At 50.9% G+C, this 14,840-nt stretch carries 4 protein-coding genes; 3 read left to right on the top strand and 1 reads right to left on the bottom strand.

The window, feature by feature from the left end:
* Positions 1-78 precede the first annotated feature (78 nt).
* The 3 genes from KBW69_RS00020 (at position 79) to KBW69_RS00010 (ending at position 6,808) form a co-directional block, all read left to right on the top strand.
* Complete coding sequence (locus KBW69_RS00020) at positions 79-1,278, top strand: multidrug effflux MFS transporter (RefSeq protein ID WP_257254878.1); 1,200 nt, start codon at positions 79-81, stop codon at positions 1,276-1,278.
* 255 nt (positions 1,279-1,533) lie between these two features.
* Entirely contained in the window at positions 1,534-5,241 is a 3,708-nt protein-coding gene (gene metH, locus KBW69_RS00015) for a methionine synthase (protein ID WP_257279754.1), read from the top strand.
* A gap of 235 nt (positions 5,242-5,476) precedes the next feature.
* Positions 5,477-6,808, top strand: a complete 1,332-nt coding sequence (locus tag KBW69_RS00010; RefSeq protein ID WP_257279487.1) for an MATE family efflux transporter — start codon at positions 5,477-5,479, stop codon at positions 6,806-6,808.
* A 33-nt stretch (positions 6,809-6,841) separates the two neighbouring features.
* On the opposite strand, the gene KBW69_RS00005 is transcribed toward KBW69_RS00010, so the two are convergent.
* Positions 6,842-14,840, bottom strand: a 7,999-nt coding sequence (locus tag KBW69_RS00005) for a SwmB domain-containing protein (protein ID WP_257279486.1), incomplete at its 5' end; no start/stop codon positions are given.

Below are 14,840 nucleotides of genomic sequence, written 5' to 3'. Positions count from 1 at the left end.
AACAGAGATCAATTGACTCCTGTGAGCCTGTCAAACTTATCCCTTCAAGCATAAATTTCAGTGGAACGAGTCGCAGCCATGAGCGCATTAGATACAGAAAAACACTCCAATGCTGTCTTGGTGATACTGACACTGTTTGCCGTAGTTGGTCCGGTCTCTATCGATATATTCTCACCATCGCTGCCGGCTATTACAGAGTACTTTGGCAGTAACAGTGCAACGGCCCAATGGAGTGTCGGTATCTTTATGCTGGGTTTTTCGCTATCCATGCTGATAGTAGGTCCACTGGCTGATCGCCTGGGTCGAAAAAGAACCTTGATGCTAGGTTATACCCTTTACTTGTTTGCCACTGCCGTCACTTTGCAGACCAACAACATTGCTCTGTTCATAGCCGCACGCTTTGTTCAGGCCCTGTTTGGTTGTTTTGGCACTGCCGTTGCCCGAATCCTGGCCAGAGATTACTTCCAAGACCAAATGGAAGTACGGATGCTGTCCTACATCAGCGCCTGCCTGACCATAGCCCCTCTGCTGGCTCCCGTCGCGGGTGGATTTATTCAAGAATATGCAGGCTGGAGGTGCAACTTTCTGGCCATGGGTGCAATGGCCGTTATGGCGATGTTCAGCCTGCTGCTTATCCCTGAAAAACATCAAGCCTCCGAGCGTTCTGGCTACCCTATTCTTTCAGACTACAAAGAGGTATTAACTGACTGGCGTTATCTGCGGTTCACAATCGCAACTGGCACGGCATTCTCTGGCGCTTTTGTATTTGTCGCCGGTGGGCCTTTTGTCATGATCAGCCAATTAGGTCTGGCTCCAAAATTTTATGGATTTCTTTTTTCGTTGGCCATTGCAGGCTTCCTTTTTAGCGCATCATTTGGCCCTAAATTGAATGACCGGTTAGGGCGTGAAAAAAGTACTCGACTGGCCTGGATCACTCTGGCTGCAGGCGCAAACGTTTCCTTTGCCACTGCCTGGTGGAGTCATGGCAGTTCTATACTGGGTTACATGGTAGGCATCATTGTCTTTGAGCTGGGTCTGGGTCTCTTTATGCCTCTATGTCAGGCCAGAGCCATCGAGCGCATGAGTAAACATACAGGCACCGCCGCTGGCCTGATTTTCTTCATAGAAATGTTGCTGGCTACAGTGGTCAGTGGACTGATGAGTTCACTGCCTGAGATGGGAACACTGACGCTTGCCAGCGTAACGATGATAGCCACCCTGGTTGCAGGATTTTGTCTTCGCAAAAATACCCGTGAAAATATTCAGGCTTCAGTATAAGCAGCCTGACTTTCAAAACAACAAAAGAAGCTCCAGTCTCTTTTTGCAAATCCACCGAGATTGCTTAAGTCTACTCTTATGTGCCACTCTCTTATTTTTCCAGTAGATATGTGCAATTTGAAGTAGACACTCCAAGGCGTATTTCTGATACCATCGCTCTCCTGACAATACCTTCAAGCAGTCATGAATCGTCAAACTAAAAGCCTGACAACCTGTTTCATGGCTATAGAGAGAACTGGCCCGGAATCTGTACCCATGCCTAACAGTCAAGAAAGAGCACACTTTCCAAGAGCAAACCTTCTTAAAAAGCAATTGGAGAAACGGATTCTGGTGCTCGACGGTGCCATGGGCACCATGATTCAAGGCTACAAACTGGATGAGGAAGACTACCGTGGTGAACGGTTTGCTGATCACGACTGCGACCTCAAAGGCAATAATGACCTTCTCTCTCTGACACGTCCTGAGATCATCAAGGAGATATACCAGTCTTATCTGGATGCCGGTGCGGACATTCTGGAAACCAATACCTTTAACGCCACAACCATTGCCATGGCTGACTACGAGATGGAACATCTGGTACCGGAGATCAACCGGGAATCAGCTCGTTTAGCCAGAGAGGTCGCCGATGCAGCGACCACTCAGAACCCTGATAAGCCACGTTTCGTAGCTGGGGTGCTGGGCCCAACAAACAGAACAGCTTCCATCTCACCTGACGTCAACAATCCAGGCTATCGCAACACCAGCTTTGAAGCACTGGCTGTTGCCTACAAGGAAGCAGCTCTTGCCCTGATTGAGGGCGGCTCCGATATCCTCCTGATTGAAACCATCTTCGATACCCTGAATGCCAAAGCCGCCATCTTTGCCGTAAAAGAACTTTTTGACGAACTTGGCTATGAATTGCCCATCATGATTTCAGGCACCATTACCGATGCCTCCGGCCGCACCCTTTCAGGACAGACCACGGAAGCTTTCTGGAACTCTGTTCAGCATGCCAACCCCATCTCTGTAGGCCTGAATTGCGCCCTGGGTGCCAGTGAACTGCGACCCTACCTGGAAGAACTTTCCAACATTGCCAACACCTATATCAGCGCACACCCTAATGCCGGCCTGCCCAATGCATTTGGAGAGTACGATCAGGCTCCGGATGAAATGGCAGACATTGTTGCCGAGTTTGCCGAATCCGGCCTGGTGAACATTATCGGTGGTTGTTGCGGCAGTACTCCTGCTCATATCAGAGCGATTGCTGAAAAGATGACGTCCATTGAAAGACGTCAGATTCCTGAAATCCCTGTCGCCTGTCGTCTCAGCGGCCTTGAGCCCTTTAATATTTTTGCAGACTCTCTGTTCATCAATGTCGGTGAGCGTTGTAATGTAACTGGCTCTGCCCGATTCAAACGCCTGATTATTGAAGAAGATTACGACACAGCGCTCGACGTAGCCCGTCAACAGGTTGAGAACGGTGCCCAGGTCATCGACATCAACATGGATGAAGGGATGCTGGATGCCAAAAAGGCCATCACCACCTTTTTGAATCTGGTTGCCTCTGAACCTGACATCTCGAGAGTACCTGTCATGGTGGACTCATCTAAATGGGAGGTCATCGAAGCCGGACTGCAATGCATTCAGGGCAAAGGTATTGTTAACTCCATCAGCCTGAAAGAAGGTGAGGAGGCTTTTCGCCATCAGGCAAGGCTTTGCCGTAATTACGGCGCAGCTGTCGTTGTCATGGCTTTTGACGAAACCGGCCAGGCAGACACCGAAGCCCGTAAAATCGAAATCTGCAAGCGTTCTTACGATATTCTGGTTAATGAAGTGGGCTTCCCCCCCCAGGACATCATTTTTGATCCGAATATCTTCGCTGTCGCTACCGGTATTGATGAGCACAACAATTATGCAGTGGACTTCATCAATGCGACTCGCTACATCAAGGAAAACCTGCCCCATGCAATGATCTCGGGTGGCGTCAGCAATGTCTCCTTCTCATTCCGTGGTAATAACCCGGTCAGGGAGGCCATTCACGCAGTCTTTCTGTATCACGCCATCAAAGATGGTTTGACCATGGGTATCGTCAATGCCGGACAGCTGGAAATTTACGAAGAAATTCCCGAAGCGCTTCGTGAACGGGTTGAGGATGTCATTCTTAATCGCAACAACGAAGCCACAGAAGCATTGCTGGCCATTGCAGAAAACTATCGCGGTGGCAGCACGGGACAAAAGAAAGTAGAAGACCTTTCCTGGCGTGAGCAGGATGTCAACAAACGTCTTGAACACGCTCTCGTGAAGGGAATAACCACCTTCATTGTTGAAGACACCGAAGAAGCCCGCCAACGGGCAGAGCGCCCCATTCACGTCATCGAAGGTCCATTAATGGATGGTATGAACGTGGTCGGCGACCTGTTTGGAGCCGGTAAAATGTTTCTACCCCAGGTCGTCAAAAGTGCCCGTGTGATGAAACAGGCCGTTGCCCACCTGATTCCCTTCATTGAAGAAGAGAAAGACGGCGACGTACAGTCTAATGGCAAGATCTTGATGGCTACCGTTAAAGGCGATGTACACGACATTGGCAAAAATATTGTCGGCGTCGTACTGGCTTGTAACAATTTCGAGGTGATCGACCTGGGTGTTATGGTGCCCTGTGAAAAAATCTTGCAGGCAGCTAAGGAAGAAAACGTTGACATCATTGGCCTCAGTGGTTTAATCACTCCGTCACTGGATGAAATGGTGCATGTCGCCAGCGAGATGCAGCGACAGGACATGCACCTCCCCCTGTTAATTGGCGGTGCAACGACTTCAAGAGCCCATACGGCTGTCAAAATAGAGCCACAGTTTCAAAATGATCTGGCACTTTATGTGACCGATGCATCACGCAGTGTTGGTATTGCCACTCGACTGATGAGTAAGGAACTCAAACCAAGACTGGTCGAGGAGACCCGTGCCGAGTACGAAAAAATTCGGGTACGCCACGAGAAACGCAGCAATAAGCGACAACTACTGACTTATGAGGAAGCTGTTGATAATCGTTTTGATGCAGGCTGGAACAACTATCAACCGCCCGTTCCAACCTTTACGGGTGTAAAAGTGTTTAATGATTACCCGCTGGAAAAACTGGTGGATTACATCGACTGGACTCCTTTCTTCATCACCTGGGATCTGGCAGGCAAATACCCAAATATTCTGGAAGATGAAGTGGTCGGTGAAGCAGCCACCAACCTTTTCAATGATGCCCGGGTCATGTTGAAAGATCTTGTTGAGAACAAAAAGATTGCTGCTCGTGCGGCTATTGGCTTCTGGCCAGCGGTCCAGGTAAACAACGATGACCTTGAAATTTACACCGACGAAGATCGTTCTGACATCAAAACCGTGCTGCATCATCTTCGTCAGCAGAACCCAAGACCGGATGATAAACCAAACTACTGCCTGTCAGACTTTGTGGCTCCAAAAGCGACTGGACTGAAAGACTATGTGGGCGGTTTTATCACTACGGCGGGTATTGGTGCGGATGAGCTGGCCAAAACCTATGAAGATAAAGGTGATGACTATAACAGCATCATGGTGAAAGCACTTGCTGACCGGCTGGCTGAAGCCTTTGCTGAGTATATGCACGAGAAAGTACGTAAAGAATTCTGGTGCTACGCGCCGGATGAAGTATTGAGTAACGAAGAACTGATCAAGGAGAAGTACACAGGCATCCGTCCTGCCCCCGGCTACCCTGCCTGTCCTGACCACACAGAAAAAGCAGTACTGTTTGAACTGCTGAATGGAGAGGAAAATACCGGTGTCAATCTGACAGAACACTTTGCCATGATGCCGGCAGCGAGTGTCAGTGGTTGGTACTTCTCTCACCCGGAGTCCAAATACTTTGGTCTGGGTAAGATTGCCAGAGATCAGCTTGCTTCTTACGCCGAACGAAAAGGTATGAGTTTGGAAGAAGCCGAACGCTGGTTGCGCCCAAATCTTGAATAATCCGGTTCTTTTGAATCAGCAGGGACAGGTCTATGTTTTCAGGGATCCGTTCCTGTCACCGAAATGTTTAATCCATTACATCATTTTTACTGTCAGTCTTCAGCCCAGACATATTATCGTGAGAACCCAGCCTCGGATCACTTGAGCAAGAAAAAACTTCCGGTTTTGACAGGTGACACAGACACTTCTGTACGCATACAATCTAATATAACCATCTATAAAGCCTGAGGTTTGCTTGAAACAGCGCGTTACAACTATACTGAAATTGAGCACCCCCATCATCATCGCGATGCTGTCTCAAAGCCTCCTCAACCTTGTCGATGCTGCCCTTGTAGGCCCTCTCGGAAAAGAAGCACTTGCCGCAGTGGGTGCCGCCAGTTACGCAAACTTTGTCGCCCTCTCCCTTGTTGCAGGACTCTCTGCCGGAGTACAGGCTCAGGTAGCTCGAAGATTGGGGGCTGGTCATAGCCTTCTATGTGCGACACCCGTCAACCATGGCATCATCATCTCGCTTTTCTTTGCCTTGCCCGTCAGTCTGATACTGATGTTGTTGGCCCCCTGGATATTGCAAATTTTTAACCAGGGTGAATTGGTGCACGACACTGCCGTTATCTATTTTCGAATTCGTGTCATGTCTCTGGCTGCAGCGGCTCTTTGCCTATCTTTCAGAGGCTACTGGAATGGCACCGGTAGACCTTCAGGATTTCTTCGTATTTTGATCATCTCCCATCTGTTCAACGCATTGGTGAGTTTCTGCCTTATCTATGGCGTAGGCCCATTACCTGCAATGGGTGTTGCCGGAGCAGCGCTTGGCACCTTCCTGGCTATGTACCTCGCCGCCATGCTAAATTTGTTCAGCCTTTTGGGGGTCGCCAAAAAACAGGGGTTCATGGACTTCAAGTTTTTTATGAAACTTGACTTCAGCCAGACCATTCGACTGATTCGACTGGCTGTTCCCGATTCTCTTCAACAGATCCTGTTCTCTCTTGGCTTTATGGTGCTATTTGCCATCATTGCCCGGATGGGAACCAGTGAGCTGGCCGTAGCCCATGTTCTAATGAATATTTCTCTGTTGTTGATTTTGCCGGGTATGGGTATGGGTATGGCCGCTAATACCTTGGTGAGTCAGAGCCTGGGAGCCGGAAAACCTCATAAAGCCTGGCGCTGGGGCTGGGATATTGTCATGGTGGCAGCCACTGTGCTGCTATTTCTGAGTCTCCCTTTACTTTTTACTCCCGAGTTCCTGCTGAGTCTCTTTCTTCATCAGGAACCTCTTGTCGAGATGGGAAAGATTCCTCTTCAGCTGACCGGTATGAGTATCTTCCTTGATGCAGCTTCCCTCGTATTCACACAGGCTCTTCTGGGTGCCGGTGCCAATCGCACGGTACTGGGTATCAGAGCTGCCGGACAATGGCTAATCCTGCTACCACTGTGCTGGCTGGTTGGGCCTGTGCTGGGTCTGGGTTTGACTGCCATCTGGCTCGTTCAGGCTTTACAGAGACTGATCAGCTCACTGGCTTTTGTTATGGTCTGGCAGACCCGGAAATGGGAAAGAATCATTGTTTAGATTCGTAAAAGTGTTCGACACGACAATAACCTCCTAAATACCGGTACCATGATCCAGATTATTGTTATCCATCAGGTTATTAAGGATATCAGCATCACTGCCACCCAGGGCAAACAGGTCAACATCCTTAAAGGTCACTTTCTTCGTAACATCGCCACTGGCAGTTTCACTGATCTCCATCACCGTATCATTGCCGCTGGCAACAAAATGGAAATGCTCGTCCAGATTGTCGCTGGGATCCACCAGAATATCATCCAGCTTCAGCATGTCACCTTCATCAGTGCTGAAGTCGGTAATGATAAGCTCGGCAGGGTTTTGCGCCGTGCCGCTGGCATTGAAATCGAAGATATCAGCCCCCAGGCCGCCAGAAGCGGTGACGTCATCATGGTCAATGGTGAAAATATCGTCCCCAATATCTCCAATCAGAGTATCCAAACCAGCACTGGAACTATGGTCAAAGCCTACTACCCGGTCACTGATGCTAACCACATCATTACCACTGCTATCGCTCAGACTACTGCCGGTATAGCTGAAGAGTAACTGTTCTGAGCTGTCAATCTGGGCTCCGTCAAAGGTGACGGTGACTTCTTGTCCATTCACAGCCACACCAGTTACCAGACGGGCACTGCCATCAACCTGAACCGTAAAGTCAGAAGTGGAAGGCGAGCCAGAAAGAGTTTCGGAGAAGCCCAGCACCAGTTCATTATTGGCAGCCAGAGATGAGGTTAAATCAGGCGCCTTCAGGTCCGACTGGCTCACGCTACCTGCAGAGAGTGAATCAGTGGTTGAAGCGTTCCCTGCAAGATCCTTGATAAACCCGGCAGAAATATCCAGCTCATCATCGCTATAATCACCACCGGAGCTGGCCTCGATACTGTCAGCCTTCGCCGCCGCCAGTTCAATCATGAGTTTGTTATTGTCAATCACTTTGACGGACAGGACATCATCTTCACTGAAGCTCTCAGTCAGTGAGCCGTTGACCTTGTAGCTGAGCTTGCTCCAGTCCAGCACCAGCCTTAACTCAGCACTGTCGGCAGCGGTGTTGCCACTCAAAATATCATTGAAGTTTGTACCCGTTAATTCCAGTTGATTGGTATCGGGGTCATAATTGGCCGAAGCAATGGTGGTGAGCGGAGCGGTTGTATCAATAATCAGATCCGAGCTGCTGTTATCCAGAGAGCCAGCTCCTGTGGGTGCTGTCAGAGTGATATTCTGCTCCGAATTGACGGTAATAGCGCCGTTAGACCATGAGGAGGTTGCAGGCTCCTTAAATACGGTATCAATAGGGTTGGACGCCGCAAGTGAGATGCTGCCGGTAACATTATCGCCACTCTGAATCGTATAACGGTATAAAAAGCTGTTGTTATACTCACCGGACGAATGAGCAGCCGTGTCCAATACTGCTGTCTGTTGCGTGCCACCAATGTCAAACCGAAGTTCAGGTGTTGTACTGTAATCCAGTTTCACCACATGGTTGAAATCCACCTGAATCAGCAACTCTTCACCCGCTTTATAGGTGTCATTCACAGAAACAACACGAACATCCGTGATTTTATTGCCTTGCCTCCCAAATGCGCTTATCGGATCCGTAGGTGAGAGAATTTCCATATCCAAACCGCTTGAAGATGATGAAAAGGCATATCCGTTACCAGCACGGTCTACCAGAAACCCTTCTTCAACGTGAACAACCATGATATCTGGCCAGTCACTGTATCCCCGGAACTCTTTTTCAAACGCATCAGCCCCGCTCTGGTTGAGATCTATTTTCATCTCGTGAGCTATGGTTGGATGCCGTTCAAAGCTGCTGACCGAGAAGTCATCGGACTTAAAGTAGTGCCGGTCACCGGTTTCTGTATTTTCAACGTACAGCTTGCTCCAGTCCGGTGTCATTTGGTTAACTTCGCTGGCATTCAGTGCTTGCTGACCATCTGAATAAATAAATATCCGACCCGGCGTATTTTCACTGCTGTTGCCAACCCAGAAGTTAACCGCGCCCAGACCCGGTAATGAAGGACCTGTCGTATCAATTTCAAGTGCCGCATTGGTAGCCAGGGAGTTAGCCTGCGCTCCCGTCGGTAAAGTGCTGACATCAACCGAATTACCGGCTAGATCGGTAATGTTGCCACTTGACAGATCCAGACTACTGACATCCAGATCTGCGCTGTCTTCACCACTGCCCACCGTATAACTAAACACCAGTTTGTCCGTCCCCGCACCACTGGAGTACGTGGCCTGACCGCCGGTATCCAGATTGAGTACCGGCGTTCCTGTTATATCGACAGCTTCACTAAAAGACACCTCAAGCTGGATCACTTTGCCCTCATTGTAAGGGCCATCCGAGGTCAGACTGTTGATTGCAGTAATTTCCGGGGCGTTGACATCAATAATGGCATTGCCCGTCTGGGCCAGGGCATCATTACTGTTAACCGGAGGCAGCGTGGGCAGCATGTTATTCCCTGCGGAATCAAAAATCATGACTCCGGCAGGTATGGTCAGTGCCGTATCAGAGGCGTAGTTGAGTCCCAGGGTGTTTTCACTGTTGCCTGAACCGACGGTATAAACAAACCTTAAGGTATCGCTACCTGCACCACTGTCGTAGGTGGCCACGGCACCGTTATCCAATGCCAGGGTTGGGTAGGTGCTGGCATCAGAGACATCAATACCACTCACGTTGACGGACTCACTGAGCTGGACAAGAATGACCACCTCATCGCCATTAATGAATCGACCGGGGTCTTCAAGGCGAACCTGCAATACCGTCGGTGCGGCAATGTCGGAATAATCCAGAGTCAGGTCACTGGTGGTCGCTGTACCTTCGTTACCCGCCAGATCTCTCAGGAATCCCGCCTGGATATCAACGCCATCCTCTGAGCCTTTATAACCAAAAATGCCCTCAAGTTCGGCAGCTTTGGCATCAGACAGCAGGATCGATAAGGTATCCGTTCCTGCCAAACGAGCGACCGTGACATCACCGGCAGTGAAGCTGACGTTCTGTGTGATGCCATCATCCTTGTCAATATCAATAACCAGCTTGCTCCAGTCCAGTCGACTCGAAAGATCAGCGGTGGCACTTTCACTGTTGTTCAGCAGCTGGTCAAAATCAGCTCCCTTGAGCAGCAGCTGGTTGTTGTTTTCATCGTAGGCCGCACTGGTAATTGTGGTCGTAGGGGCATCCGTGTCCACCACAATTTCGCTGCTGCCTGCCAGCGACTCAGCACTGGCTGTGCCGGGCAACGTCAGGCTGACGCTACTGCCCGCGCCGTTAACCAGCGCGCTAGTAGCCGGCAACCCCAACACGCCGTTATTGAATGTCAGGGAACTGGTGTCACGATAGTTAAGGTCATCAATGTTTTCCCCGGCACTGATAGTATGACGGAACACAAACTCTCTGGTGCCATCACCGGACACATAAACCGCATTACCCCCATGCGGATCAGCCTGGGTGGGTTGCCGGTCATTCAGCAATAATAAAAGGGGGTCACCGCTGGGATCGTAGTTTTGCAACGAGACCTTTTCACTGAACCGTACCCGAATCAGAATCTCGTCACCGGCCTGATAGCTTCCGTCCACGGTGTCGGCAGAAACATTAACAACCGTAGCACCGCTACTGGTGACATTAATCACCTCATCAGCGAGCGCATCGGTAGTGGATCGGTTGCCCGCCCGGTCAGCCATAAAGCCTTGACTGATATCGAGAGTTAGATCACCCGATGTAGTGCTGAAGCCATTGTTGTCCAGTACCTTGTTGACCCCTTCATCAATGACAATCTCAACCCGGTTGTTGTGAATGGCTACTGAACCAATGTCGGAGGCGTCAAGACTAACGCTGTCAAAACTGCCATCGGGTTGTTTCAGCTCTATAGACAGCTTGCCCCAGTCAAAGCGTGACAGGTCGTCTCCCGTCAGGGTCAGGCCAGCAGACTCGCCGCTACCCAACAAGCCATCAAAACCACTGCCATTGATGGTCAGCTTTTGATCATTGGCGCCTTCAGGAGCCAGGCTGACACCCGTAATAGAAACATCAGGGGCGGAACCATCAATCATGAGATCGGCTGTGCTGGCCAGTGAGTCGCTGTTAGCAGCAACAGGAACCGTCAGCACAGCGGTATTGCCCGACAAGTCTTTGATGCTGCCGCCATTGAGCTGTAAGGCACTGGCACTGAGTACATCAAGATCCGGAGCCTCATCACCAGACCGCACGGTATACTCAAACACCAGATCCTGGGTACCAGACCCGGAGCTGAATCGGGCAGCAGAGATGTTGCCACCGGTGCCCAGCAACAGTACCGGCGTGCCCGTCACCTCCACCGCTTCGTCAAAACTCACCTGCAAACGGATAACCGAACCCGTCGCATACTCACCATCGGCTGTCAGGCTGGTGATAGTGGTAATCGAAGGTGCAATACCGTCAGGGGGCAGGATAAAAATCTCAACGCCAGCACTATTACCATCGGTCATCGTATTACCAGCGGCATCCTGGAAGAAGCCATCGCTGGTAATCCGGATCAAGTCCTGACCTTCCTCATTACCAAAACCGGAAGTGGCACGCATGCTGGACAGCTTGCTACTGCTGATCTTGATGTTCAATTGTTGATCGTTCACGGCCAGGGCAGATTCAATATCGGCAGCACTGAAGCTGATGTCCGTGTTGCTGCCACTGTTATCAACAACGCGCCATGAAAGTTTTGACCAGTCCAGTCTGCCAGTCAGATCGGTATCGGTTGTCTCACCCGGTGACAGCAAGGAGCTGAAACCATTACCGGAGAGCGTCAGAATACCCGCTGCACTGGCGGAACTGCTGCTGAGTCCTACGGTAGGTGATACTGTGTCAATCCTGATATCATTTTGTTGAGCCAGAGAACCGGCTTCATTCAGATCCGGAAGCAGCAAATCAGCATTATTGCCCAACAGGTCAGTGATTGTGCCACCATCAAGATCGAGTGCGGAGGTGGATAACGCATTGAGGTCGGCAGACTCATCGGGGTTAGCCACCGTATAAGTAAACGACAGTACATTAGTTCCTGAACCACCGCTGTAAGTGGCAAAGCGATCAATGATACCGGTTTCCAGTTGCAGAGTAGGACTCCCTGTCACCTGAACTGGCTCGGAAAACTCTACCTTCACGGTAATACTATCACCATCCTTGTACCACTGGTTGGCATCATCGCTATAAAGACGCAAGACTTCGGGATTACCACCACTGTTAGTCAGGTTGTTGACCGAGAACCCGGATAGCGCAGCCGTGTCATTGCCGATAAGGTCTTCCAGACGATCATTGTCGAGGGCGGCGCCTGCAGCAGGCGGGGTGTAATCCATGGTGACCTGTTGACCATCCGTGATGGAGCTGGAGAGCGTCAGGGTCAGTTGCTGGCCATTGATGGCAAGACTGCTGACCGGCTCAACCTGCCCGTCCACAGTAATACTGAACAGGGAAGGATTGATGGTGGCATTACTATTCAGCTCCTCACTGAAGGTTAATGTCACAGTATTGCCATCCACCTCGGCAGTGGACAGGGTGGGAGAGATAGTGTCAGTGATATTGTTGACGGTCACATCGCCATGGTTCAGGGCAACGGCATCAAATCCCCGCAGGTCTTCGATCCGGTCGTTGTTAGTGCTGCTATCCGCACTTGCCGGACTGTAGCTGAACGTCACCGACTCCCCATCGGCCACCGCACTGGCCAGCTGAACCGTCACCTGGTTACCACTGACCGAGGCACTGCTGACCGATCTGCTGGCACCCGCCACCTCAACATTCAGAATGCCATTGAGGCTGACACTGTCATTCAGGTCCTCCGAATAAGTCAGGGTCAGGGTGTCACCGTCCACCACGGCACTGTTGAGAGTGGGTACTGAAGTATCGGTATTATTCTCTACCAGAGCGCTACTAAAACCGCTGCTGTCATTACCCTGGTCATCCTGAATGGGGCCCCCCCCATTATTGCTGGCATCCACCACGCTGTAAGACAGTTGGACAATATCTGCATCGCCGACCGGGCTGTCCAGGGTCAGGGTCATCCGACTGCCAGAAATACTGACACTTGATACCGTGCGGCTGCCACCACCCACCAGAGAAAGACTGAAGGCACTGGTATCAGGAATACTACCAGGGTCGAGCGCTTCGTTATAATCAATAATCAGCTGGTCGCCCTCTACGGTCATATTCTGGCGGACCGCTGCGGAAACATCGGGCGTCACTGTAGCAGAAAAACCACTTAATGCCGCAAACGGGTTAATCCCCACCTCTTCCTGAAGGGGACTACTGCCCGGTGTGTAATCAAGCGAAACAGTGCCCGAGGGACTGACCACCGTATCCAGACTGAGACGTATCTGGGTATCATTAAGGTAGGAGACATTAAGAACATTGACGGCACTACCGTCGATGGCCACATCAAAGTCAGCCAGATCCGGAATATTGTCCCTGTCCATGTTTTCACTGAAAGTCAGAACCAGATTCTGGGTATTAGCCACAATTTCAGCGGAAGACAGTGTGGGAGCAGTACCAGAGAAAGTGACAGTTGAAGTGTCCGTTGTGACATTACCCGCAATGTCGGTCTGGGTCACCGTGATATCCAACTCGCCATCAGACAGGGTACTGACATCCAACTCATTGCCTGCCAGACTCCAGGTGCCATCCACACCAACCGTGACAGTCGCAGAGACGGTGGCAGCCGACGAATCCTCAATATTGACCTGAATCGAAGCTCCGGGCTCGCCCACACCAGAAACCAGAACAGCACCCTCTTCAGCGGCACTGATCTGGTCGTCGCCCATTATAGTGTCATCAATGGCAAGGGTGCGGGTCAGGATCAGCTGCCCATCGCTCTGCAGCTGCTCAATAATTTCCTGATCGGTATTGCCCAAAGGCGAGAGATCTGTGTTTTCCAGAATGATCTGCTGAACGACATCGCCACCGGCAACGATGCTGATATCAATAATGGTGTCACTACCTTCTGTACGGAACTGAATAAACTGATCGGCTGTCGTACTTTCCTCACCACTGAGCAGAGCGTGCAAATCAAGAATATCGCCACCGGCACCTACGGAAAAGTCCGTAATGCGATCAACGGCTGGAGCAGCAGCACTACCACCATCGCCAGCCTGCCAGACCAGCCGATCCTGACCGCTGCCACCCGTTAACCAATCATCACCCTTGCCACCAGTCAGAACATCGGCACCTGCTTCACCGTAGATAAAGTCAGTACCATTACCGCCGGTTACCGTATTGCCCTGTGCATCTCCCCGGCTGACATCCGCGCTGTAAGTGGTCGCTGAGCTCGCAACCCCCCCTGCATCCGTCGAGGTAACACTGATATTCAGCGGATCACCGTTATTCAACGTCAGCGAGGGCGTAAAGCTCCAGTTACCATCGCTGCCGACCGTTGCACTGTAGCTGTTGTTATTAATAGTGAAATTGAGAGTGGCATCCGGCTGACCGGTACCGGTCATCACAGGCTGAAAACTGCCATCCAGCACAACCGAGTCGATTTTGGGCGGTGTATAGAAGTCAATGCTATGGATGCTGCTCTCCAGCGCACCATCACTCACCTTAAAGCCCAGACTACCGTGGTGACTACCACTGATACTGGCATCGGCGGTAAATACCAGGTTGGGAATATCACTAGCGCTGACCACCTGGTTAACAGTGACAGCACTGCCATTCAACGTCAGGCTTCCCGTAGCGGGCAGAGACGTCAATGTAATGGAAGCCAGGCTATCACTGGAATCCACATCGCTGAACCCGAATTCAGCGTTCGTAAAGGTATGCTGTCCCGCCTCACTAAGACTGAGGTTGTTGTCCGCTGCGGTGGGAGCGTCATTGGTACCGTTGAGGGTAATAACGATATCGTGAGTAGTCCCATCCAGAGACTTCACCGTCACGGTCTCGGTCAGGCTGTCGCCATTGCCCAAGGCCTGAATGGCGGCCTGGCTGTTACTGGCGGAATAGCTCCAGTTCCCGCTGCCATCAATGGTCAGTGAACCATAAGTGCCGGTGATGGTCTCGGCCGTAAAACTGGCCTCGCCGCTGTCA

Origin of the sequence: Endozoicomonas sp. ISHI1, from assembly GCF_024606225.1 — a bacterium.
GTDB lineage: Bacteria > Pseudomonadota > Gammaproteobacteria > Pseudomonadales > Endozoicomonadaceae > Endozoicomonas_A.
The sequence above is the reverse complement of the archived record's forward strand: the minus strand, read 5'-3'. Positions and strand labels throughout refer to the sequence as shown.